A 23,455-nucleotide genomic window follows, 5' to 3' on the forward strand; every position below is an offset into this window, starting at 1 on the left:
AGGCGCCTCGCTCTTTCCGGACAGTTGAACCACTTCAGTGCACGACTGTCCAAATCGAACACCGTCACTGCAACGCTGGCCGGAGCGCGCCGTGTTGACGCTCCCAGCGGCCGCCTCGCTGGGCGCTGCTGTCCACTCACGACCATCGATGGGGTGCCGGCGACGAAGACGGTGTCGGCGTGGTGACGGACGGGGTGGAGGTGGCCGGTTCTCGGAGTACGTGCCCACCGAGAACCGGCCACAGCGGCCAGGCGGCGCGAACTAGGGGGAGAGTCGCGCCGCGGCCAGGTAATCCCGTCCTGGGATTCCTGGAGATTTACCCGCATTTCCGGGGGCGGGAACCACACGGTCAGGTGGTGTGGCGAGCGAGGTCACGAACTGTCGGGCACGCAACCCGCGAGGAGAGTGGGGAGGCCATGCCCGACGGTCGGCTACCCGAGGCGAGGACCAGACCGGGGCAGCGCCTCAGTACACACCTGCCCAGTTCCTCTCGGCAAGCGCCGCTCGGAGACGTCCGGACAGCCACTGGACCGGGTATCCACTGGTCGTCGGTGACGATGCGGGGAGGGGGTTCACCGGTGCGGGGTGACATCGAGACCTTATTCGAGGACGGCCAGTGGAAGAACAAGGTCGAGGGCAGCACGCGCGCGGCCGGTGTCCATGACAGTAAGGCCGAGGCCGTCGACAAGGGTCATGCCATGGCGCGGGAACGCGAGGTCGAGCACTTCATCCGGAACCAGGACGGTCAGGTCGGCGAGCGCAACACCTGTTCAGAGAGGAACAGCGCTCTGGTCCCTCCGGCCCCACCCTGTGTCCGGCGGGACGCGGTTAGTCTCCGAAGGCGAGTCCAACACGGATCTTCGGTTCTCGGCCAGCACCGCCCGCACCACCTCGCGATCAGGCACGGGCGGCTCGGCGTGGCTGCCCGCGGCGACGATCACCGTCGCGACGTCGTGTGGCTTGAGGTTGGTGTGCTGGGAGATCGCCTTCAACGCCATAAGATGCCTCCTCGGCCGACCAGCCACGCAACATCATGAACATCCCCTTGGCCTGCTCGTTCACCGGCAGTGTTTCCAGCGCCCGGCGCAGCTGGTCCCGCTCGGCCGAGGGGTTTCCACATCCGCGTGTGCAGTCGTGCTCTCGACTGCACCACACTCGTTTGCGGACCACCACGGCTCCTAATCGTCAACCTCGGCGGGCAACCCGCCCCCACGCCGTCAACTAGTCGTACTGGGCCGGCGCGACGTCAAGGTTCGCGGTCGGCCAAACCACATCGTGCCGGCGTCCGGCTTTCGCGGCGACAGCTCGGGAGGTCACACGCCTGCTGCATTACCCCGAGTTCGGCGCAATCTTTGTATCCATGTCCCAGATATCCGCCGAGCGATCCACGGCGGACCGGTGATGTTTTCTAACTCGCCACTTCGGTCCAGGTCGACATGTCGCGCAGGGTGGAAGGCAAATGAGGGCGGGACGGAATGTGCCGCGCACCGAGTTCGTTTGCGGCGGCTGAGCTGCTTATCGGGGTGGTGTCTCGTAGAGTGACGGTTCCGGGGTTTCCCGTTCGGGTGGCCTGCGGCGGAGAGGGGCGCAGCGTTGGATGGGCAGCGTCGGGGGCGGTTGTGGCGGGCTATCGCTCCGGCCGGCGAGTGGGCGGGCCGCCGGGACGGTTGGGCGCAGAGGGTATGTCTTGCTTGTGTGGAGACGCTGAGTCAAGTGGACGCGGCGACCCTGGCGTTGCGGGGTGGCTCGCATGCCGAGGAGGTGCTGGGCGCCAGCGGCCCGTGGGCGGCCGATTTGGCGGAACTGCAGTACACGGTCGGTGAAGGGCCCGGTGTCGAGGCATTCACCAGTGGGAGTCCGGTGCTGGTGTCTGATCTGCGTGCCGAGCAGATGCGCTGGCCGGGGTTTGCGCAGGCCGCGCTCACGGTGGGCGCGGCGGCGATGTTCGCGTTTCCGCTTCAGGTTGGAGCGATCCGGTTCGGCACTCTGGAACTGGTGTGCCGCAGTTCCGGCGGCCTACCCCCTGACGAGCTCGGGGACGCCGCGCTGGCGGCGGAGCTGGGAGCCGCCGCGCTGCTGCGGCAGGCCCGGACAGCCAAAATGGCTGGTCGCGGATTCGCCCCGGAGCAGGTGCGGTCGTTCCAGGATGTCAACGTGGCGACCGGCATGCTCGCCGCCCAGTTGCACATCGGTCTCGATGACGCTTTCGCTCGCCTGCGCGCGCATGCTTTCGGGACGAATCGGTCGATCCTGGACGTCGCCCGTGATGTGCTGGAGCGGCGCATCGTCCTGGAGGACTTCGCCGAATGAACCGCCGATCTGGAGGAAACATGAGTCGTCACCGACGGGATGGCGGCGATCCCGGCACGCTGACCCCGCGCCTGACCGGTGCGCTGGCCGCCATCACCGCGCGCCTGGTCAGTACGCCGGACAACGCCACGGTGCTGCGCCTGATCGTCGAGGTCGGTACCGGGCTGCTCGGCGCGGCCTCGACCGGTGTGCTGCTGTCCCGCTTCGGTGGCGGGCTGGACGTGGTGGCCGCTTCGGATGAGAAGGTCCAATTTTTGGAGTCATTGCAGACCGATATCGATCAGGGGCCCTGTGTCGACTGCATCGCGGCCGCCGCTCTGGTCACCTCACCTGATCTGACATCGGACTGGGCGCGGTGGCCGGACTTCGTCTCCGCCGCGCTCGAGGCGGGTTATCGGTCGGTGGTCGCGGTGCCGATGAAGCTGGACGGACGTGCGGTGGGCGGATTCAACCTGCTTTACGGCGGGAGGGGGGCGCAGCAGCAGTGGCAGTTGGAACTGGCTCAGGTGGTATCGGATATGGCGGTGCTCGCGCTGGTCCAGGAACGCGGTGACCGTCGCGCGGACCGGTTCCTGGAAGCCACGGTCACCGCACTCAACGACCGGGTCCGGTTCGGACAGGCCGTCGGTTTTGTCGCGGGAACACTCGGGATCGAACCCGCCGCCGCCCAAGCCGCGATACTCGCCTACGCCGCCGATCACCCCCAGGCTCTGCGTGACGTCACGAGAGCGATCACCGACGGCTCGCTTGATCCTGCTGTGGTGACCAGCGCCTAGCCCCGCCGCCGGGGTCGGGGTTGGCAGAGCCTTTGGCCGCTGCGCTGAGGAGGGGCGCTGGCCGGACGGCCTTCGGTGACACCGTACTTCCGTCAGCTGCGCGTCCTGATCATCGCGGGGTGCGCGGATCCGGCAGTCTGGGGCTTTCACGACGTCGGATGTGTTGAGGTGCGTAGGAATGCGCCATTGTGCAAAAGGACACCGGCCGCACTGTTCGCGGCGTGGTCACGTCGTGGGTGGTAAGCCGGTGGCGTGGGTGATGAACCGGGCGGCCAGGTCACGCAGTTTGACGTTTTCGCGCTGGGACTGTTCGACGAGCCGCGCGAACGCGTCCTCGGCGGAAGTCCGATGCAGGACCATGAGGATACCTTTGGCCTGGTCGATGACCGCGCGACTGGTCAATGCTGTTCTGAGATGCTTGGCGGTGTCGTGTGCGAGCTGGTAGCGGTTGTAGACGTGCAGGGCGGCGGTGACGGCGGTGGTGTAGAGGTCGAGCAGTTTCTCGTCGAGTTCGGCGAAGCCGTGGCCGCGGGTGCTGTAGCAGTTGACCGCCCCGGTATGCCCGTCGCCGATCGCCAGCGGCGCGGACAGGAAGCTGCCGAAACCTGCTTCGGCCGAGTCCTTCGCGAACACCGGCCACAGCTCGGTGGCGTCGGTGATGGACACTCGCACGATGGCGCCGGTGCGCGCGGCTCGCAGGCAGGGTCCGTCCCCGAAGGCGTACTGGTCGCGGTCCAGAGCGGCGGCGATATCACTGGTCGTCGCGGCGGTGGTGGCCACACCCTCGATAATCAGGGTGATGGAGGCCTCGTCGACACCGGGTACCGCCCGGGTCACCTGCTGACACACCTGATGCAGCAGGATCGCGGAGTCCTCAGCGTTGTCCAGCGCAGCGATCAACGTTTCCAGCGCCCCGGTGACCTCGTCGAGGACCCCAGGCAACGACTCATCCCGCATCTTATCCATGGCCAGCTCCTCGTCGGCTACGCAAACGACGGGAACCCGGATCCGTGCGGGGAAGCAGGCGAGACCGGACCGGCACCATCACGATCGCCGGCTAGTCCGGTCTCGGGGTGCTTCCAGGCCCGCTGTTGGACGAGGAGGGAACGTGCCGCATCTTCCCCACGGCGAAATCCTTCGTCGTCGTGCGAGGTCGGTATGCCGCGAAGGCGGCGTACCGTCGAATCGGAACGCGCGAAGAACCTCCTGCACTCGCACTGTAGCGCCACTGCCGTGAAACCGTCACTCGACCTCGCCGAACAAGGGGTGCCGAGAACGACGAGTGCGGCCGAGTTCCGAGGGCCCGGTTTCGTCTCGGAGCCCCCTCGACCACGCAGTGTCGCCCAGTACCGACAGCGTCCAACAGAATTTCTGTCAGCGGATAGGCCGGTCGGGGATTGAACCGGCTGGTCGGCGACGGCAGGCATACGACGCGGCTAATCGGGTAGCCGATATCCGACGACCGGGATGTTGAGCAGCCAGCTTCTGGCCGTCCCGAGATCGACAGAGAATCGGATACATCTCGTCCAAAGCCGGGATTGCCACCACGCGATCTCGTCAGTCATCACTTCGGTCACGTTGGAGATCAATTCCCGTGACACCTTCGCACCATATACTTCACGCAGATGGGCTTCGATGTCCCGGGTGGTCATGCCATGCAAATTCAATGACAGGATCGCCTCGTCAAAATTACCCGGCCGACGTGCGCGTTTCGGCACGATCGCCGGTTCGAACAAAGCATTCCGATCACGCGGTACAGCCAGCTCGACCGGCCCGTTCGAGATGAACACGGTTTTCGGGGACCTGCCGTTCCGTGAATTCCCGGAACGGCAGGTCCCCCGCAGGGTCTCCTTTCTCATAACCGAGATGTTGGGTCATTTCGGCGTCCAACACTCGTTCACGCACCGCCTTGGTCATCTCGTTCAGTAATTTTCTTGCGCGTCCAGCGCCCCGCCATTCGCGTACGCGTCTCCGTCGCGCAGCAGTTATTGAGGTGGGGCGTCGCGGCTGCGGTTCCAGGCCCGGCCAGCCTGGTGGAACAGCTTCGATCACCTGTCAGAGTGGGAGGCCGGCCACGATCGCGATCACGGTTCCCATATTGGCACCGGGGATCAGCGAAACTACGTCCGCCACGAAGGCAATGTCGCTGATGAGTGGGATGATCAGCGGGCCCAGAACCGGGCCGCTGGGCCTCAGGCCGAGTGGGCCACCCGTTGCGGCGGACGCGGTGCCGATCGTGGTCAGCAAGAGGTGGCAACTGCGGCCAGCGTTACAACGATTCGTGCGCGAGTAAACATTGTTGCTCCTTTCGATTCCCGGCCGTCGTGCGACCGGGTCATGTAAACGTCCCGCGCGGCATTCGTCGTCCTTGTGGTCAGGTCACAGATCATGACGGCCTCCTTGTCCACTTCGGGCACAGCGATGTGGTGTGGTGACCACGTGATCGGGGCCAGTGGGAGGGCGCGCCCCGTTTCATAGGAGGGGCGCGCGTTGAGGTGCGGCGCTTGAGGCAATGCGCCATGGGGGATGACCTCGTCGTTCTCAGCGCGAACGGTCGGACCTGAACGACCGAGACGCCGACTAGAGGCCAGCGGTGATGGGTGTCGGACCGGCCCATGACCCAGCGCTTATCCTTACAGGACTACACCCTTCGGGTGTCTCTATATTCACCCATTCGGCTGTTAACGATGCGCCATGTAATCAGCGATCTAGAGGAGAAGTGATACGCATCACTCAGAAGGGAGACGAGCCCACCCAAGGAGCGCTGTACCCGTCGTGAGGGCATGGACGCTTACCGCGCGAAATTTTAGCAAAGGAGTGCGTCATGATCCCAACAACGTTTTCCCGCACACGACAGGCCGTATCCGCGACACGTGGTGTCCTAAGGGGACTTATCAGGCGCTTGACGACACTGGCCGTCCTGATTGCAGGATTGGCGAGCCTCATCGTTACGGCCCCGGCCTCTGCCGCCGTTCCCCTGCTGACCTGCGTCGGTAATGTCACCTTCACATACAACCCACCGCTGACCATCACTGCGCGTCCGACCACCGCGACTTCGACCATCAACTACGGGCCCTGTCTCGGCGGCACCGTGGATTCAGGCGTGACCAGCACGACCACCGTCATCCCAGGCGGCAGTTGCGCCTTGGGAAGTCCTATCACCAGCAGCCAGTCCACCATCCAATGGAACACCGGTCAGACCAGCACCAAATCTGCCACCAACGTCATCACCAGACCGGTCGGCCTAATTGTCGAGGACAGCTTGGGCACCATCACCGCTGGCCTCTATCAAGGTGCCCCAGTGAACTCGGTATTGACGCTGGTCGCGCCCAACCCGCTCGACTGTGTGGGCGCCGGTGTCTCTTCCCTTTCCGGAATCGTCTCGCTCTCCATCGTCTAGCTACTTCGACTTGAAAAAGTAGCTCGCTGGGGTGTGTCTTCGTCGGCTGGAGTGTTTCGTGCGGGATGATGACGGAAACCGTGGTTCTGTAGGGGATTCAGGCAATGTTACGGACACAGAACGGCCAGCTGACGTTGTGGGATGCGGTGCTTCCGGAGGTGTGCCGGCGGTTGCCAGCCGAGCTGGAACGAGTGGATGCCTGGCTGGAGGATGAGCGGTTTCTGCTCCGTTCCGGGCGCACTTAGACGCGCGTCTCGGGCGGCCCAGCGTGCCGGTAGAAACCTATCTGCGGTTGATGTTTCCGAAGTTCCGCTACCAGTTAGGGCATGAGTGGGCTCGACCCGTTTGGCAGACATCTGGGGGTAACGCCAGGATGTTAGCCAAACTGGGTCAAGCCCAGAGGTTGACGTTGACCTGCGCAGATGGTCGAAACTCGGCATTTCGCGACACTGGCTGAGCTTGTCGCAGAGGGACTTGTAAATAGAAGGTCAGGTGTTCGAGCCTCTTGGCGGCTCAAGATCAACATTCTTGCCGACCTGCCAATATGTCTGATTATGCGAGTACTACCCACTTTTCCTTGACGTCATCGGACTCCGTTTCGCCTCCGTCTTCTCAGCCGTGCCTCCCAGGGCCTTGGCGACGCATGCTGTCTCGCATGGGCAGAGGTCCACGCGGCGAGCGGCTCAGGTTCGGGCAAGAGGCCGATGGAGCGAGCACGCGCGAGTTCTCAAGGCGCGAAGAAGCTGATTCGATCAACGCTCGCGACGGCAACAGCCAGCCGATCCGCACGCTGGAGACTCGTCGCAAGCGGCGTGAGGAGTCCGAACGGCTCGGTCTCGCCAGGCCGGGACGCCGCGGCGGGACAAGGCTATCCAACGTTTGCGGGCATGCTCGACCTGTAAGGCAATTTCCCCTACACCGTTCCGCACGGCTCGCGGCGGCCGCTACTACTGCGATGCCCATCTCGACGCCGCTGCCGAACGTGTGAAGCGAGCTGAACAAGCCCGGGGTCGCGCGGTCAGTGCCGTCTGGGCTCGACACAGCCTCGACGACCCGGAGACCATGCAGCTAGGGACTTTGGTCCTCACGGTGCGGGCCTACTGGCCAGGTGAGCGGGACCCGGGGGCGGGGATCGCGGGACTTCATCCTCTGCGTTCTGCCATCCGTGCAGGCCGAGACTGAAACAAGACTGGGGTAGCACGCCGGGCAGATTCCGCCGTCGTGTTGAAACGGAAGACGGAGCAGAGGAGCGGGAATGCCGGTCACCACCGAAAGATCCATCGTCGCGGGGATCGACGGGTCGCGGTCCGCGAACGCGGCCGCGATGTGGGCGGCGTGTGAGGCCTCGAAACGTGGCCTGCCGCTGCGGTTCGTGCACGTGTTCACGATGCCGGTCGTGACGATGCCGGGTGTCATCCCGTCGTGGGAAGGAATCCGTGAGGGTTTCGAGAGCCGTGGCCTGGAGTGGGTTTCAGACGCCCGGGAAGCGGTGCTCGCCCGGTATCCGGATCTTGTGATCGAGTCCGCGGTCCGCCAATGGGGCCCGGTGGCGGCATTGGTCCAGGAGTCGGTGCGGGCGTCGATGGTCGTGCTGGGTTCGCGGGGGCTGGGCGGTTTCACCGGCATGCTCGTGGGTTCCATCGCCGTGGCACTGGCCCACCACGGGCACTGCCCGATCGTCGTGGCCCGCGGACCGTGGCCCGATGGTGCGGGACCGGTGGTAGTGGGCGCCGACGGCTCGCCGGCCAGCGACGCGGCGGTCGCTTTCGCGTTCGACGAGGTGCAGTTGCGGGAGGCCGGGCTGACCGTGGTCCGGACCTGGTCGGATCTGTTCGACCACGGGGCACTCCGCCCGAACTTCCTTGACGTCGATCCCGCCGAGATCGAGGCCGCTGAACGTAAGGCGACCGAGGAACAGGTGACTCCATGGCGGGACAAGTACCCGGACGTCCCGGTGTTCACCGTCGGGGTGCTGCGCTGGACCTGGCGTGTGCAGTACTACGCCTACGCCGCCCTGGGCACCGACCGGTACCCGCCGTTCACCCTCGCCGATGTCCCCGGCTACCCGGCACGACTCGAAATCTCCTATCCGGAACGCCTGTCGCGAAGACTCGTCCTGGTGAAGTGGCTGCTGGCGATCCCGCACTGCCTCATCCTCGGCGTGTTCGCCGGTGGAGGCCTGTGGCTGGCATGGCGGCCCGAAGATGACGGCTTCAGCTGGGGCGCGGGCGGACTCGTCGGCCTGCTCGTCCTCATCGCCGGCGTTGTGTTGCTGTTCACCGGCCAGTACCCGAAGCCGGTCTACGACTTCGTCCTCGGCATGGACCGCTGGGTCATCCGGGTCACCGCCTACGCCGCGCTCATGACCGACGAGTACCCGCCGTTCCGGATCGATCTGGGCGGCGACGAGCCAGGCGGCACGCCGCCGATCGAGGAGGCGCATCCGCTCGCGCGCAAGCCCGTGTCCTCGAGCTGGACACCGGGCAGGATCGTCTCCGTGGTCGCGGGAGTGGTCCTCGGTCTGACGTCCATGGGGCTGCTCACCGGTGGTGGTGCGCTGCTGTGGCTGGATCAGACCGGCCGTGACGACGATGGCTACCTGAGCACGTCGGCGTCCTACCGCACCGAAACCGCTGCCCTGGTAAGCGAACGGGTCCGGTTTGAGAGCGCCACCAGTGGTTCCGTGCCCGCGATGAGCGCCCTGGGCGATGTCCGGTTGACGGTGACGGGATCCGGGAAGCCGGTCTTCATCGGGATCGCGCCGTCGGCCGCCGTCCAGCGCCAGTTCGCGGGCACGGCCTACGCGACGATCACCGACCTGTCCTCCGGCGCCGTGGTCGTGCACCAAGGCTCCGGTGCCCTCGGTCCGCCGGAGAACGCGGGCATCTGGACCTCGAAGGCGAGCGGTACCGGCACCCAGACGGTGACCTGGCCGGATCAAGCGGGCGATTGGACCGTGGTGGTGATGAACGCCGACGGATCGGCAGGCGTCGATGCGCGCGCCGAAGCCGGCGCGACCGTCCCGGCCCTGAGCTGGGTCGCGTGATCGCTGCTGTTCATCGGTATCGCTTTCCTGGTGTTGGCGGCGGTGCTGGTCGCGGTCCCGGTCGGCCGCGCTTCTCGTGAACTTTCCCCGACAAGACAAGGAGAACTGTGATGCATGCGATGGTGGTGTACGAGTCGATGTTCGGGAACACCGAGCGGGTGGCGAAGGCCGTGGCGGAAGGGCTGTCGCCCTACGCCGAGGTAGATGTCGTGAACATCGACGACGTCGGAAATGTGGCGGAGGCCGACTTGCTCGTGGTCGGTGGTCCAACGCACGTGCACGGGATGTCGTGGCCTTCCAGCCGGACCGAGGCCGGTCGGCAGGCGGTGGAGGGTGTCCGGTCGACGAAGGGCCTGCGGGACTGGGTCGGTGCCCTGGACGGGGTATCGGGCGGTAATCCGGTGGCGACGTTCGACACCCGGGTGGGGAAGCCGCGCTGGCTGACCGGCTCGGCCGCGGTGAGTGTGGCACGCAAACTCAGGCGGCTCGGTTTCGATCCGCTCGTGCCGTCGGAGAGTTTCGTTGTCAGAACGGACAAGCAGGAGCCGGTGCTGCGCGACGGCGAGCTGGCGCGGGCGCGGGACTGGGGTGCGGTGCTCGGCAAGGGATTCGCGCGGCTGAAGAAGGTATGAACGAGTTTGCCCTTGGCCCTGACAGGAAAGCCGTAGGAGACAGGTTCCGCTCCCCTCAGTCCTGCGGGCAAATCCGTCCCATGAATTCGGCGACGTTCTCCGCACGATCGTGACGTTTCCCCGTGACAGGGCCACACCCCCCCCGCCAGGGGGACCCGATCCGCTTCAGATGATCACGGATCACCTTCACGACATACCGCAGCGTGGAGGTGGACAGCGAGATGGCCGACGGGTAAGAAAGCACAGCGAAGCTCCTGGTACCGGTTGCTCTTAGTCGACAACCGACCTACCAGGAGCTTCGCCACGTTCACAGCACCGACACACCAACCCCATCACCAGGATGAAAAAGGCTCACTGCACGATGCGAGATCCCGCGCCAGTTCCAGATTGGGTTGATCGCCCTTAGGTACGTCCTTCTTCCGCTCAACCCATTGCGTCTCTAACAGAGCTCCGCTGTTCGCCGCTGCGGACAACTCACCCCCAGTCGTTGATCCGAAGACGAGGCCGGCCTGGGCCTGTGCAAAACGAGCGAAACGACGTCACGGTGCTCAGTGTGACACCAGTCAGTGCCGGAGCGTCGGTGCCACGCAGACGGCTTAGTCTTCCGGCGGTCCGGCCGTTGGTGTTGACCACGAACGGCTAGAGAACATCGAGAGCACCGCCGAGTAATTGTCAGTACCTGTGTATGAAGATCTTTTGGGCGGCTGTAGGGTCCGGCCGCGCGCGAGCCGGGGACCCTGGTGACCTTCCTCCGATGCCGCACGGTGGCGAAGGTCGAGCCGATCGGGTTGACGGTCGCCGCGTGGAACCTCGAGCAGCACTGGAGAATCTCCGCAGGAATACCCAGAAGGGTGACCCGACTGGGGCAATTTTGGTGACCCCGTTTGAAACGGGGTCATGGGCGTGCCCCAGGTTCGCCTTAGTTGCTGAACGGTAACTGAAGTTCGCAACGCCAATTCTCAAAGTGAGGAGAGCGAAAAACCGCCCTACCTCGGCAGACCTGCCAGGTGGGCGGTGTTTCGTCGCAGTGGAGCTAAGGGGACTTGAACCCCTGACCCTCTCACTGTCAGTGAGATTCGGGCAAGCCTCCGACTTGCGACGATAGGGAAACGACACGTCAAACGCTGCCGTATGGCACCGTTCGATGCAGTTCAATGCCGTTCAGGGCGCGCGCGTGCTCCAGCTTTGCTCCGGGAGTACCAGCGTGAACACGAATCAACATTTTGCAAAACTCCCCTAACGCATGACATAAAGACTACGCCTCAATCTGATCGACATCAACGGTCACGGCGCCACCTACAAGAGGCCTCGCCCGCTGCCATTAGGTAAGAATCTAAATCGAGGAGTCGAAGGGCACCGTCTGCACGCTGCCGTCCTACTCCTTCGTGGATGTCGTCAGTCCCGTGCGTGTCGCGCTAGGGCGAAAGGCAGCGTTCAGATCAGCGGCAGCGGTGCCTTGCGAAACGAGCCTGTGCGTCCCGATACCGCTGTTGGACGTAGCGCTTGCGGAGATGGCTTCCCCGGGGGAACTCCTCCTGGTGGCCGCACCGCGCGCACACCAGCTCGGGCATACCCTCGGGCGGGGGTTCGGTAAGGGCGATGTGGTGCTTGGGTACCGTCAGTCGCACGGCGTTGCCGTGGCCGGTGACGCCGACCTCTTCCGCCGCGGTCGATCCGATGATCCAGCCGGCGATGAAGCCGAAGGCGATCGCCACGGAACCCCAGACGACCTGGCCCGCGACGAGGCTGGCGACTCCGGCGAAGAAGAGCGCCACACAGGCCCAGGTGGCTGCCCGCCAATAGCCCTGCCGTCGGCGTGTGTCCGCGACGCTGTGCACGGTGAAGGTCAGTTCCCTGGCGCATTCTCCACACCGGACTGCCAATCGTTCCGCAGATTGTCCGTCATCGGGTCGCACCACCTCCCGGCTGACACCTTGGTATTTCCACGAAACTGTCGATGGCCCGCTCGGGTGCCCGAAGAAATTCGTTCTGTGGGACACTACCGCATGCTGTTTCTTCGCAATTCCGGGCGGCATTCTCATTTCCTTTCCGGCATGACGTTGTGCGAGTCGATCCTCCTGTGGCGCGAACACGTCGTCAAGAGGATCTTTTCGGTTGCCCTCGGGCGCGCTACTGAGGAGTTGCCAAACTGCTGTCGGCCGCCGGCTTTGCGAAAATCGCAAGGGCGTCGTCGCGTCCACCGCCACTACATCAAAGTTGAGACGCAGAGCCAGCGGCACGTCCACGGTGCTCGCGGGCTCGACGACACTGCTATCGGCTCGCCGGCGTGGCCCCAGTTCCAGTCGCTCCTAATGAGCGGCGGTCTCGCGAATCGGCGTCGCAGGTATCGATCCCACGGGCTCCTGGAACCGACGTCGGGCCCGTTGCGCTCCGTGCCCTCGTCGCGCAAGCTGAGGTGGTCCTCGATCCGGCCGTCGAGGACTTCGACGCCGTTGCTGTAGAAGGTGTCAGTCCAGGTGATCGTCGCCGGCCCCGCGTCGGTGCTGAGTCCGACGCCCATGACAGCGTGATGCCAGTTTCCGTAGTCCCATCGTGTGGGTTCGGAGGCGAAGTTGTGGACATCCCAGTAGTCCACTGCCAGGAGCCGATGGATCCGGAGTCCGCTCAGCCTGCCTCAAAACGCGCGCGCAGATCGTCAACCTCATCCGTCATGTCACCGGCAGGACTCCATGGCGCATAACCTGGGTCTTTTGCGCAGTGTGATGTAAAACTGTTTTGGAAATGGAGGAAGTGCCTTTCCTGTAAGGGAAAATGGTGGTGTTTGCGAAAGACATCAAGTTCTCTCAACAGGAAGGCACTTCCTTGGTGCAGGATAGCAAGCAGTCACGAGTCCAGGTCATCGCGGACGGAACGGGACTGGTGTCGCGGGCGAGGGTGGCGCTGCTGCGGGAGATGACGATCAACACCGGCCTGGGCACCGGCTGGCCGGAAACGCTGCTCGACACCTACGACGGGATACCAACCCACCTGCCAGGGCGGGTCCTGGCTGATCTGGCGGTGATGATCGCCGACGGCGGTGACGCGCTGGCACATCTGGCGAGGCTGCGGGACCAGGACAAACTGTTCGGGTCGGTGGCCAGTGACGCCACCGCCTGGCGGGTACTCGACCGGGTCGACGACGAACACGTCACCCGCCTGCGATCGGTCCGCGCGCAGGCGCGGGAACGAGCCTGGGCCGCCGGAGCCGGTACCGATATCGAGGGCGGATTGGTGATCGATATCGACGCGACGATAAGCATCGCGCAGAGTGAGAAGGAGAACGCGGCGAAAACGTGGAAGAAGACCTGTCGCCGGCGGGGAAGCCTTGGCAGGGATCCTGCGGCCCGGGAAAGCCGGGTCGAACACCGCCTCCGACCACATCGATATCCTGGCCATGGCCCTGGCCGCGTTGCCCGCCCAGACCCCGAGAATCTTGACGCGCCGCAGGTGATGGTGCGGACCGATGCCGCCGGCGTGACCCACGCCTTCGCCGCTGCCGTGCGCGCCGCAGGATGCGGGTTCTCCCTCGGGTTCTCCATCGCCGACCTGCTCACCTGGATCCAAGCACTCTGCTTCACCGGCGACCTCGCCCGCTGCGAACCAACCACCTTCCGCTACAAATCTGCGCCATCGCCGCCAACTCACCCGCACCGCCCGAGCCCCACCCTGCACCTCGACCAAGACTGGCCCTGGGCCCAGCACCTCGCCAGCGTCTTCACCCGGCTCCGCACCGCACCCTGGCCCGGCTAGCGCGAACCTTCTGCCCCTGCGACCAAGGACCCCGGAACCCGCCCACCGACACGACAGTCGGCCCACAACCCTGCCCACACCACGGATTCCAGGCAAAATCCAGCCACAGCAACTACATCAACGGAACCCCGCAACCCCATGCAAGATCGAGGCTAAATGCCTTACATTCCACATCATCTAGAATTGTGACGAGTCATTTTCTTACAATGACAAGAGGCAGGAAGCAAAAATCCGCCAGAGAACGCCACCCACTCAGACGGCATTCAAGTACCGGTAGAGCTACTCGCCATCGCGGTTGCCAATATATTCGACGCCATGGACTAATTACAAGGTCGCCACCCAATGTGCAGCCGACAACTACGCAGCCGACATCGAATGCGACCAGCGCTGCAACACCTGGCTCGCCCTCACCCGCAGCCGGACCACCATCACCGAATGGGTTGTGACGTGGTTCGCCGCGCTCAGTCAGTGGCCCGAGAGGGCGTACTTGCCGAAAACCCGACCCCGACTTACGCGCTCTTCTCGCCGACACCACGTTGGCAGCGCTGAATAGGCAAAATTGGGCGACTGACGGGGGACTGTAACGCGAACGGTGTTTCCGGCCGTGGTTGTCAGTAGGTCTCAGCGCCCGGCCAGCGGTCACTGAAGGTGATCGAGAAAGCGTTCAAGGCGGGTTTCCATCGCATCGCCCACCGGGCTTGCCCGGTGCCGGTCGGGTCCAGACTCCGGGTGACCAGATACAGACACTTTAACGCAGCTTGTTCCGTCGGGAAATGACCACGTGCCCGCACCGCACGACGATACCGCGAATTCAACGACTCAATCGCGTTCGTAGAACACAACACACGCCTGATCTCCACATCATAGTCCAAAAACGGAATGAACTCCTCCCATGCGTTACGCCACAACCGAATCATCGCACCATACTTACCACCCCACGCCTCCTCCAGCTCATCTAACGCGACCGCCGCCGCAGCCGCGTTCGGTGCCGTGTAGATCGGTTTCATATCCCTCTTCAACGCATCCCAGTCCCGCTTCGACGCGAGCCGGAACGTATTCCGCAGCAAATGCACCACACACGTCTGCACGATCGCCGCCGGCCACACGTTCCCGACCACCTCGGGCAACCCTTTCAGCCCGTCACAGACCACGAAGAACACGTCACCCAGACCGCGATTCTTCAGGTCCACCAACACTTGCATCCAGAACTTCGCGCCCTCACCACCCTGGCCGGCCCACAGCCCGAGCACATCCCGGCGACCCTCCAGCGTGACACCGATCGCAGCGTAGATCGGCCGGTTCGCGACCTGCCCATCCCTGATCTTCACATGCACCGCGTCAATGAACACCGCCGCATACACCGAATCCAGTGGCCGCGACTGCCAATCACTCATCTCACCGATAACCTGATCGGTAATCCGCGACACCGTCTCCTTCGACACCGACGCATCGTAAATCTCGGAGAAATGCGCCGAAATCTCGCCCGTCGTCAAACCCTTCGCATACAACGACAACACGATCTCATCCACGCTCCCCAAACGACGTTGCCGCTTTTTCACGACCACCGGCTCGAAACTCGAATCCCGATCCCGCGGTACCGCGATCTCCACCTCGCCCACCGCGTCCGAGACCACCGTTTTCGACCGCGTGCCGTTCCGCACATTCGCGCTGGCACGACCCGGCTCGGCCTGGTGCTTCTCGTGGCCGAGGTGCTCGGTCATCTCCGCGCTCAACGCCGCCTCGAGAACCGTCTTGGTCAGCTGTTTGAGCAGCCCGTCCGGGCCGGTCAGGGCCAGCCCCTGCGCTTGGGCTTGCGCGACCATCGAGGCCGCCAGCTCCTCCTGCGCCGACCGCGGCTTCGCCGCCTTCTTCTTACCCGTCGATCGTGAAGTCACAACGTCCAGTGTCATCACACACCGTGCCCATCCCGCCGAGCCCACGCCCGGCGTGTCGGGCCGGAAACACCGTTACTGGGACAGTCCCACTGACGGGTGCTCCTGACGGTCGTGGCGTGACCTTGTTACCCGCTGGCGGAGGTCCTGCAGTCGGAAGACGGCAGGACCTACGCGCGCTCAGATTATGCCACCGGTGTTGCGGGCACGTGAGGGCCAGCGACAGGTGCCGGAGGAGACGATGGCGTGGGCGAGCAGCCACGGCTCGTTGCGGAAGCGCGATGGTGCTGGGTGTGTCGAGTGAAGTCGAGGTACGCCAGGAAGGTCAGCCTCACTCGGCGGCGTCGCGTTTCGCAATGCGGCCAGCTGGAGTGGCGTTCAGATGAGTTTGGTGCGCAGTGCCAGCTGGTCGTTGTCGCGGTCGCGTCGTAACCGGCCTCGCCGGTCGGCGGCCAGGTCGGATGGCTTGATCACCACGAGGCGCAGGCCGTGAGCGGGGATCAGCTCGTCGCGACGCTGGTCGTACAAGGCGCGCTGTCGGCTGCGGTGGACACCGCTTACGGTGAGCCGGTCGGGTTTGTCGAAATGCGGGACGGGCTGGTCGTGCTGGATCTCCCGGTACTCGACCACGAGCCGGTGTTCGGGCCAGTAGCTGTCGACGGGCAGCCGGACCGTGCGCCCGTATTTGCCGGGATCCCCGCGCAGCCAGTCGAACCGTGCTTGGCGCTGGCCGAGCCCGCCCAGGACCTCGTCGCACAGGTCCAGCACGTAAGCCTCGTCGCTGTTGTCACGCCTCATCGTGGTCATCGTGCCAGGTGACGGTGACCCGATACGATCGACGCGATCCTGGGTGAGCTGGCGTCGCGCGAGTCCCTGAGCCACCTCGGACGCGGCTAGTTGCGGTTCAGGCCGTGCTGGCGGGTGAGGAGCGCTGCTTTGAAGTGGGCTTCCGCTGCGTAGATTTCTGCTGTGGGGGTGCCGGGGCCCGAAGACCCGCAGGATGCTGAACTGGAAGTGGCGCGGGTGCGCGGGATCCAGGCCCCTCAGGTCCCGCAGTGCGGCGTTGCCACCGTGGACGTTCTTCGCATACGCAGTCCAGCGGCCGAGGATCCGCTCGCCGCCGTCTGCCTTCCCACATAATAGCTGCCCAGTGCTGGTGTCGGCGATGAGATAGATACCTTGCACGGCGCCGAGCGTGGTGCGCCAGTCCCGATATTGCGAGTCCTCGACCACGGCCTGCAGATCGGCATAAGTGATGAGGACGTGGTCGTAGCCGGGGAAATCCATCCTGGCTTGGGCGGCTACCGGACGACGCGGAAGACACCGAACTTGGCGGCTACCCCATGCCCGGCAAGATCGAACCTGAAGAAGCCCGCCTCGCCTACGTCGCCGTCACTCGCGCCCAGCACCAACTCGACCTTGGCGGCCTCTCCTGGATCAACCAGCGCCCCGACGGTAACCCCAACCCGAGCCGGTAATGGCCTTCTCCGTGCCCCTTCCGACGCCAGCCGCGGCGACGTGACGTCGCGGCGGTGCCGGTGATGTCGACGTCGGCCTTCAGTGACAAAGCCCGGAGCCAATCGTGATCCGCGCCAAGACGGGCGCTACATAGAAAGAAAACTTCCCACTGGTTAGTGGTGTGACGCGGTGAAGCCGCTTGTCGCGATGTGGTCAGTAAAATCTGCCTTCGAAGATGTTCCCGCAGCGGACCTCTCGGCGTAGCGTCGAGGACAAAGGCGACGTGGAGGAGGCACCGATGTCCGAATCGATGTCAACAGATGACCTTCGAGCGCTCGTCGCCGTGGTCGAGGAAGGTCGGCGGGGCGAGTCGACTGGAGCCCTGCCCTGGGTGACGTTCGAAGAATTACCTCGGTTGGTTAATTGTGACGCGGTGGTGTTCACTGAGGCAGATCGCCTGCGGCGCCGATGCCTCATTCAGCAGCAGGTTGAACACGGCAATGAATACCTGCTTGAGTTTGATAAATTCTATCCAGAGACCGAGTCGTATTGGCGATTTTATCGGGGATTCCGGGCATGTCAATATCTGGAGCGTACAGCTGATTTCGTGAGCGTCACTCGGTGGTCTGACTTCTACACTCTGGCCGAGCTTCGCAGGGCGCCACTCTTCGTGGAGTATTTCGCCCCTAACGGTTTACTGCACTGCATCAGCATGACTTTCCCGACGCCCTCCTGGCGGAGCAGGTCGCTTGGGCTGTCCTTATACCGGGACAGTGGCCCGGATTTCACCGAACGTGACCGCGCGGTGCTGCAGCTGCTCAGGCCGCATCTGTACGAGCTGTACCTCGCCTCCCGACGGCAATTACAGCGCACATCCGGGTTGACGCGACGCGAGCACGAAGTACTGCGACTGGTTGGTGAAGGTCGCACAAACGCCGACATCGCGCGGCAACTCACCATCTCCGTCTCGACAGTGCGCAAGCATATGGAGCACATTTTCGATCATATGGGGGTCCGCACGCGCACTGCTGCCGCGGCGGCGATGCTCCGCACGGAAGCACAACCTCTCGATCTCGGCTAGGAATGCGAGATCGGCTCCTCCGCGAGGCCGGTGACGACAACCCGCACGGCACGCGACCGAGTCGACCACCAACGCTCGGCAGCTCCTGTGGTCAGGAGTGCACGAGGCGCGCGACCTGGTGACGAAATACGCCTAAAGGCGAATACTCTTGTCAGTCCAGGGGCTTCATGCTGGTAGCACGGCAGATAACGCAGCGCGTCGGACGGTCATCGTTTTCAGAAGGCCGTCATCAATCACGTCCGTGCCGGCGCGTTGCGACGACCCCAGATGAAAGCGGGCAGTCATGACTTTGCAGTTTCGGATCGTCACTCTCACCTTTCCTGTCGCCCAGTTCACGCCAGGCAGTGGCCAGGCACGCCGATACGCGTCCGTGAAGTTCGGGCACCACCTGCTCAGTGCACAAGCCGCCCTGAAAAGCTTTGACATCAAGTATGACGGGAATGACCATCACCTCCTTCGAATGAACGTCGATGTCGACTCCGCCTTCGCCGGCAACAAAGTCACCATTTCGGCCGACCTTCATCTCCGTGACTCGTCCGGGAACATCGACGATCCCTTTGGTGGCACGGTCAAGGTTCTCGTCGTCGCCGACGTCGCCGCGGCCTGAGGCCAGGTGAGCGCCATGGCAACGAGAACTGTCACCCGGCGGGAACCCAGACCTGCACTCGAGCTGAGCGTGGCAATCCTCGCCGCGGTGTTCGCGACGATCATCGCGAACGTCGCCGAAGCGAAGGACCCGCTCAAACTGACGAGCATGGCACTCGCTGCGGCGCTGCCGCCGTTCGTCAGCATGCTGGGCCCATGGCGCCACATTCGCGTCACCATGGCAGCGCTGGTCTCCGTCGGCGCGCTGTTCCTGACGTACGGAGGATCACTCGTCGCCGGCGCCGCGGCCAACATCGAGCTCGTCCCGTCTCCAAGATCGATCTTCGTCGGAGCAGCGACGACGCCACCATCGTCCACCTCCATGCCGCCCGACATGGACGTCACACCTGCTTCAGTGTCGTGCAAGCCAAAGTGCGACAGGAACATCACGATCACCAACACCGGCAAAACGACTCTCCAGATCGCCGCCATCGACCTCGACGGCTACGGCAAAGATCAGTTCAACCGCACGGCCACCTGCGCACACAAGATGCTCAAGCCAGGGCAAGCCTGCACCTTCAGCGTGTTGTTCACCGCACGAAGCTCAGGCGGTCGACAGACAGCCCAACTGGTCATCAGCAACACCCGCGGTTCCGCCACTACTGTTGATCTGATCGGCGAAGCGTCATCTCCCGGTTTTGACTTGACCGTGTCCGTTACCGGTCTGAACTGCGTGTACCAAACAGGCGGAGCCCCAAAAGGAAAAGACGTTATCGAGGTATCCTTGAGACTGTCGGCCACCGGCACGAAGCCAAAGAATCTCCCTACCCCGGTTTCAGTCGCAGTCCGGAGCGGCAGCGGCGCCAGTACAACCGTCCGCGCTCCTGCTATCCCGAAATCAAGTCCGATCGTGGCAGTCCTACCGATCCGAGCGGCCGACTACAACCAGCGGAGAACGATTACCGTCACCGTTGACTCCGCTAACGCCCTCGCGGAGCAGAACGAAACCAACAACCAAACCCGAGCAGTCGCGGCAATACCGGGAAAGCCGGCGTCGGGCGTCAAAAAGACCTTGGACTGCACCGTTCGGTGACCACCGACTACTCACCACGCCTGCTGGTGCCGTAACTCGCTTCGGCAGGCTTGGCCAAGTAAGCATGGGATCACAACGAACAGCTCGAGGATGCCCTGGCAAACGTGTTCGGGAAGCGATCGATGGCCGAACACGAACACCCAGCAGGGACGGCGAAACGTTTCACCAGGCCTGCTGGTATCGGTTCAAACGTCCTCGGTTTTGCAGTGGCCGCTACGGATGGTGGCGGTGCCCACGACCCCGGCTCCGGGTACCTGGTCTACCTCGGCGACGTCGGCACCGGCATCAGCCGCCAGGCCCTCCTTGGCACGCGGAAGAAACGCAAGACCAGTCCGCTCGACGGCGACGTCCCGCGCGACCGCGCCAAGGGCGCTCATCGGGTCACCTCAAGACTTGTCGGGGAAGTCGTCTGCCGCCAGTTCACCCCGCGCGAGTACCGGCTCCGCCACACCGTCTGGCCGGGATGGCGCCCGGACAAGAATTCCGGCGAGGTCCAGGCCCAGTACCTCGTAGACCGCGGTGTCCCAAACCACCGGGCACGCCCTCGACAAGGGGGGAGGGCAGGCGACCTGGACGCCACTTCGCCGAGAGGCTCCCTCCGATCCTGCAACGTCTCGATCGATTTCCGCGACGTTCTGGGTATGACCGGTGACGCGCGGGCCGCGACCAGCATCATTACGGCACCTGCAACGGGAAGACGGTTGCGGGAGCTGACTCCAGCCGCGATGTGGATGACCGCCGCTGTGATCACGGTGCTCACCACGGGGGCGGTGGTCGCACTGTGGTGGGCGGCGACCAAGGGGCTGAACGACGTGGACCTTGTGAACGCGCGGCTGAACGCGCTAAAGATCGGGCTAAGCATCGGTGTCGGCAGCGGCGGCGTGGTCGCGCTCTACCTCGCCTGGCGCCGCCAACACTCCACCGAAGCAGACCTCGACAATCGCGAACGTGCCCTCGCCCAGCAATACGAAGTCCTTGCCCACCAGCAGGACGTCGCGGCCGCCACTCAAGCCCATCAGGAATAGGTTGCTGAAGACGCCCGCGCCGATGCGGCCGAACGCCGAATCACCGAGCTGTACACAAAGGCCGTCGAACAGCTCGGCTCCGAGAAAGCCCCGGTCCGGCTCGGCGGCCTCTACGCCCTTGCGCGCCTCGCCCAGAACAATGAGACCCAACGCCAGACCATCGTCAACGTCTTCTGCGCCTACCTGCGCATGCCCTACGACCTGCCTAACGAACAGGACCGCGAAGACGGCGCCAGCGCCGAGCAACAAGAGGTCTATCGTACGAGAGCACAAGAACGCGAGGTCCGCCTCACCGCTCAACGCCTGCTTAGCGAACACCTCAGGCCTGAATACGACGCTCTTTACTGGGGGCCTCTAGATATCAACCTCACCGGCGCCCACCTCATCGACTTTGTTATGTCCGGCACCTCTGTTGGAGCCAGCAGGTTTAACAACGCCGCCTTCACAGGGAGGACTTTATTCTGCAAAACAATTTTTAAGGACACCGCTTGGTTCGAACTGACGGCCTTTACCGAAAGTGCCTCGTTTGCCGAGGCAACTTTCTGCGATGGTGTCTGGTTTCAAGAAGCTGACTTTGCAGGTGGAGCCCAGTTTGACAAAGTGACTGTAAGTGGAGGCCGTGTCGGATTTCCCAAGGTGACCTTCGGAGGCGACGCCACATTCACCATGGCTACCTTCAAGCGCGGTGCCACGTTCGAACTGGCGACTTTCAGAGGTGACGCCACGTTCGACCAGACGACCTTCAGAACTTTTAACAAGACGACCTTCGGTGAAGATCCCTCGTTCTCTGGGGTGACGTTCGTTCGTACGCCCATGTTCGAGGAGGCGACGGTGAGTGGCGAGCCTTTTCGTCCCATTTTCGCCTCCAATGACAGCGAGAACTCAAGGCAAGTCGATTGACCCCGCGCTCGCCCTAACCGAAGACCCGTCCTAGGCAGTCACCATTCCCGCGAAGTGCGGAGCCTGGTGTCTGGTGAGGCGGATTGAGCATCGTCTGCAAATCATCGGCGTCGAAGAGGTAAGCGTTAAGGCTGCTGCCGTGATCGGCTTCGCGAGCGCTGACGATCGCCGAGAGGCTTCGTGAGCGCATGCGCTGGCACGACTTGGGTGAAGGCGACGGCTACTGGAAAGCCGCGCGGCCCGAAGACTTCATGATCATCGTCGCCACCGCGACCCAGGCCCTGGAGTTCTTCCGGATCTACGCCGGGGCTGACAGCGCCTGGACCCTCCAGGCCGAAATGATCTACCAGAGCCACGGTGAACAGCGGTCGAGGGAAACCGGCGCTCGCGCGCTGGGTGACCTTCTGGAGGCCTGGGTGGATCAGGTCGAGCACGGCGTGATCGAGGTCGTCGGCGAACGAATCCGCGGCGAGGTCGCCGGCGCCCGTATGGACCTGATGGAGCAGGTGCGGCTGCTGTTGCAGGACAAGAATGTCCACCCGGCCGCGCCCATCGTCTTGTGTGGCGCCGCGCTGGAGATCGCCATGCGAGCTGTCACGCAGGCCAACAACATCACCGTCGCCGAGCGCCCGACCATGAACACGCTGATCACGGCGTTGCGGCACGCCGGTATGCTCACCAAGCAGGACGTGAAGGAACTCGAAACCTGCGCGGGCCTGCGGAACCAGGCGGCCCACGGCGACTTCGGCCCGCTCAGCCACGAGCGAGCCGGGCTGATGGAGCAGCAGACAAGCATCCTTCTGCGCAGGCTGGAGGAGTTACCTCCACTGGCGAGCATCTGAACCGCTCGCGCCGTCTGCCTCGCCGAACCAAATTTGTCGGTCTGCTCGGCTACCTTCTCGCCATGAGTGAGGAAACGGCTCAGGCACTGCGTGAGGCCGAAGCCGAAGAAGCAAGACTGCGCGCCGATTCCGAGGCACGTGCGCGCGACTGCCTGACGTCCATCACCCGAGGGCTTCCCTCACGTGTGGATGACGTGGCGAAGGAAGCAGCACACCGGGAGCCCGACGTGGCCAGGGAACTTGGCGCTGCCCGGATCAAGGATCTTCGCCGCGAGCTCGCCGAGGTGGCAGATGCCCTGGCCTCGGAGGTCGAGACGGCTTCGAGCAGATCGAATGGCCCCGCGCACGATCACGGTCATTTCCTTATGTCTCATCTGGGGATATCCACCAGGTGCTGTTCAAGTTCTACAACAGATCACGGGTCGATAGAGTGACCGCGATCCTGCATCACCATGGCTTTTCACGGCGTCGGGTCCTGCCGGAGAACCTTTACGACGACGAGAAGGACTTCGTCGCGGTCGCTAAGGCGCTGACATCCCTATCCATCGCCGAGTACGCGGTCGTGACAGCGAAAGCCGCCCACGACCGGGCCACCGTCGACTCGCTGTGGAGCGATGAGTAGTCCGCAGGGAGGCGTGGTGCCCAGGTGGCGCCGCGGGTTCGTT

At 63.9% G+C, this 23,455-nt stretch carries 22 protein-coding genes and 3 pseudogenes; 17 read left to right on the forward strand and 8 right to left on the reverse strand.

The genetic code is table 11. The features are described 5' to 3' along the window. Positions 1–557: 557 nt before the first annotated feature. Positions 558–758: pseudogene (locus tag ACZ54P_RS33150) on the forward strand (DUF2188 domain-containing protein); the annotation flags it as partial. 12 nt (positions 759–770) lie between these two features. Here the strand turns inward: ACZ54P_RS33150 and ACZ54P_RS33155 are convergent. Further along, complete coding sequence (locus tag ACZ54P_RS33155) at positions 771–998, reverse strand: hypothetical protein (RefSeq protein WP_465465672.1); 228 nt, start codon at positions 996–998, stop codon at positions 771–773. A 715-nt stretch (positions 999–1,713) separates the two neighbouring features. On the opposite strand from ACZ54P_RS33155, the gene ACZ54P_RS33160 reads away from it, so the two are divergent. Together ACZ54P_RS33160 and ACZ54P_RS33165 are read left to right on the forward strand one after the other, a co-directional pair. Continuing rightward, positions 1,714–2,310, forward strand: a complete 597-nt coding sequence (locus ACZ54P_RS33160) for a GAF and ANTAR domain-containing protein (protein WP_465465549.1) — start codon at positions 1,714–1,716, stop codon at positions 2,308–2,310. 20 nt (positions 2,311–2,330) lie between these two features. Next, positions 2,331–3,086, forward strand: a complete 756-nt coding sequence (locus ACZ54P_RS33165; protein ID WP_465465550.1) for a GAF domain-containing protein — start codon at positions 2,331–2,333, stop codon at positions 3,084–3,086. Between the two features lie 225 nt (positions 3,087–3,311). Here ACZ54P_RS33165 and ACZ54P_RS33170 read toward each other — a convergent pair whose 3' ends face one another. The 3 genes and pseudogenes from ACZ54P_RS33170 to ACZ54P_RS33180 all read right to left on the reverse strand — a co-directional run bounded on the left by ACZ54P_RS33170 (position 3,312) and on the right by ACZ54P_RS33180 (position 5,333). After that, positions 3,312–4,052, reverse strand: a complete 741-nt coding sequence (locus tag ACZ54P_RS33170) for an ANTAR domain-containing protein (RefSeq protein ID WP_465465551.1) — start codon at positions 4,050–4,052, stop codon at positions 3,312–3,314. Positions 4,053–4,592: 540 nt separating this feature from the next. Beyond that, positions 4,593–5,071 (reverse strand): annotated as a pseudogene (locus ACZ54P_RS33175) (transposase); the annotation flags it as partial. Positions 5,072–5,141: 70 nt separating this feature from the next. Next, positions 5,142–5,333 (reverse strand): hypothetical protein, encoded by a 192-nt coding sequence (locus tag ACZ54P_RS33180; protein WP_465465552.1) that lies wholly within the window; start codon positions 5,331–5,333, stop codon positions 5,142–5,144. Positions 5,334–5,988: 655 nt separating this feature from the next. Here ACZ54P_RS33180 and ACZ54P_RS33185 point away from each other — a divergent pair. The 4 genes and pseudogenes from ACZ54P_RS33185 (at position 5,989) to ACZ54P_RS33200 (ending at position 10,164) form a co-directional block, all read left to right on the forward strand. Then, positions 5,989–6,486, forward strand: a complete 498-nt coding sequence (locus ACZ54P_RS33185; RefSeq protein WP_465465553.1) for a hypothetical protein — start codon at positions 5,989–5,991, stop codon at positions 6,484–6,486. Positions 6,487–6,590: 104 nt separating this feature from the next. Then, a pseudogene (locus tag ACZ54P_RS33190) lies at positions 6,591–6,817 on the forward strand (ISNCY family transposase); the annotation flags it as partial. Positions 6,818–7,741: 924 nt separating this feature from the next. Then, a complete protein-coding gene (locus ACZ54P_RS33195) occupies positions 7,742–9,532 on the forward strand; it encodes a DUF4389 domain-containing protein (RefSeq protein ID WP_465465554.1) in 1,791 nt (596 codons plus the stop codon). Positions 9,533–9,642: 110 nt separating this feature from the next. Continuing rightward, complete coding sequence (locus ACZ54P_RS33200) at positions 9,643–10,164, forward strand: flavodoxin family protein (RefSeq protein WP_465465555.1); 522 nt, start codon at positions 9,643–9,645, stop codon at positions 10,162–10,164. A 1,439-nt stretch (positions 10,165–11,603) separates the two neighbouring features. Here the strand turns inward: ACZ54P_RS33200 and ACZ54P_RS33205 are convergent. Beyond that, positions 11,604–12,047 carry a hypothetical protein gene (locus tag ACZ54P_RS33205; RefSeq protein WP_465465556.1) on the reverse strand — a complete coding sequence of 148 codons (444 nt, stop codon included), beginning with the start codon at positions 12,045–12,047 and terminating at the stop codon, positions 11,604–11,606. Positions 12,048–12,370: 323 nt separating this feature from the next. Continuing rightward, on the reverse strand, positions 12,371–12,685 hold the full coding sequence (locus ACZ54P_RS33210) for a hypothetical protein (protein WP_465465557.1): 315 nt from the start codon (positions 12,683–12,685) through the stop codon (positions 12,371–12,373). A gap of 251 nt (positions 12,686–12,936) precedes the next feature. On the opposite strand from ACZ54P_RS33210, the gene ACZ54P_RS33215 reads away from it, so the two are divergent. Further along, positions 12,937–13,914, forward strand: a complete 978-nt coding sequence (locus ACZ54P_RS33215) for a transposase (RefSeq protein ID WP_465465558.1) — start codon at positions 12,937–12,939, stop codon at positions 13,912–13,914. Positions 13,915–14,525: 611 nt separating this feature from the next. Here the strand turns inward: ACZ54P_RS33215 and ACZ54P_RS33220 are convergent. Both ACZ54P_RS33220 and ACZ54P_RS33225 read right to left on the reverse strand, forming a co-directional pair. Continuing rightward, entirely contained in the window at positions 14,526–15,824 is a 1,299-nt protein-coding gene (locus tag ACZ54P_RS33220) for an IS256 family transposase (RefSeq protein WP_465465559.1), read from the reverse strand. A gap of 360 nt (positions 15,825–16,184) precedes the next feature. Continuing rightward, positions 16,185–16,613 carry a hypothetical protein gene (locus tag ACZ54P_RS33225; protein WP_465465560.1) on the reverse strand — a complete coding sequence of 143 codons (429 nt, stop codon included), beginning with the start codon at positions 16,611–16,613 and terminating at the stop codon, positions 16,185–16,187. 536 nt (positions 16,614–17,149) lie between these two features. Here ACZ54P_RS33225 and ACZ54P_RS33230 point away from each other — a divergent pair. The 9 genes from ACZ54P_RS33230 to ACZ54P_RS33270 all read left to right on the forward strand — a co-directional run bounded on the left by ACZ54P_RS33230 (position 17,150) and on the right by ACZ54P_RS33270 (position 23,412). Continuing rightward, positions 17,150–17,284, forward strand: coding sequence for a hypothetical protein (locus ACZ54P_RS33230; protein ID WP_465465561.1), 135 nt, complete (start codon positions 17,150–17,152; stop codon positions 17,282–17,284). 278 nt (positions 17,285–17,562) lie between these two features. Further along, a complete protein-coding gene (locus ACZ54P_RS33235; RefSeq protein ID WP_465465562.1) occupies positions 17,563–18,345 on the forward strand; it encodes a helix-turn-helix transcriptional regulator in 783 nt (260 codons plus the stop codon). Between the two features lie 283 nt (positions 18,346–18,628). Next, on the forward strand, positions 18,629–18,952 hold the full coding sequence (locus tag ACZ54P_RS33240; RefSeq protein ID WP_465437136.1) for a hypothetical protein: 324 nt from the start codon (positions 18,629–18,631) through the stop codon (positions 18,950–18,952). Positions 18,953–19,021: 69 nt separating this feature from the next. Then, positions 19,022–20,023 carry an Ig-like domain-containing protein gene (locus tag ACZ54P_RS33245; protein ID WP_465465563.1) on the forward strand — a complete coding sequence of 334 codons (1,002 nt, stop codon included), beginning with the start codon at positions 19,022–19,024 and terminating at the stop codon, positions 20,021–20,023. 122 nt (positions 20,024–20,145) lie between these two features. Then, entirely contained in the window at positions 20,146–21,048 is a 903-nt protein-coding gene (locus ACZ54P_RS33250; RefSeq protein WP_465465564.1) for an ATP dependent DNA ligase, read from the forward strand. Between the two features lie 189 nt (positions 21,049–21,237). After that, positions 21,238–21,948 carry a pentapeptide repeat-containing protein gene (locus ACZ54P_RS33255; protein ID WP_465465565.1) on the forward strand — a complete coding sequence of 237 codons (711 nt, stop codon included), beginning with the start codon at positions 21,238–21,240 and terminating at the stop codon, positions 21,946–21,948. A gap of 188 nt (positions 21,949–22,136) precedes the next feature. Further along, entirely contained in the window at positions 22,137–22,790 is a 654-nt protein-coding gene (locus ACZ54P_RS33260) for a hypothetical protein (RefSeq protein WP_465465566.1), read from the forward strand. 62 nt (positions 22,791–22,852) lie between these two features. Continuing rightward, positions 22,853–23,224: a hypothetical protein gene (locus ACZ54P_RS33265; RefSeq protein WP_465465567.1), complete on the forward strand. Its 372-nt coding sequence runs from the start codon at positions 22,853–22,855 to the stop codon at positions 23,222–23,224. Beyond that, positions 23,221–23,412, forward strand: coding sequence for a hypothetical protein (locus ACZ54P_RS33270; protein WP_465465568.1), 192 nt, complete (start codon positions 23,221–23,223; stop codon positions 23,410–23,412). The genes ACZ54P_RS33265 and ACZ54P_RS33270 overlap by 4 nt, the downstream gene beginning before the upstream one ends. The last annotated feature ends 43 nt before the right edge of the window (positions 23,413–23,455 follow it).

The sequence above is a fragment of the Amycolatopsis sp. NPDC034160 genome, from assembly GCF_055575355.1.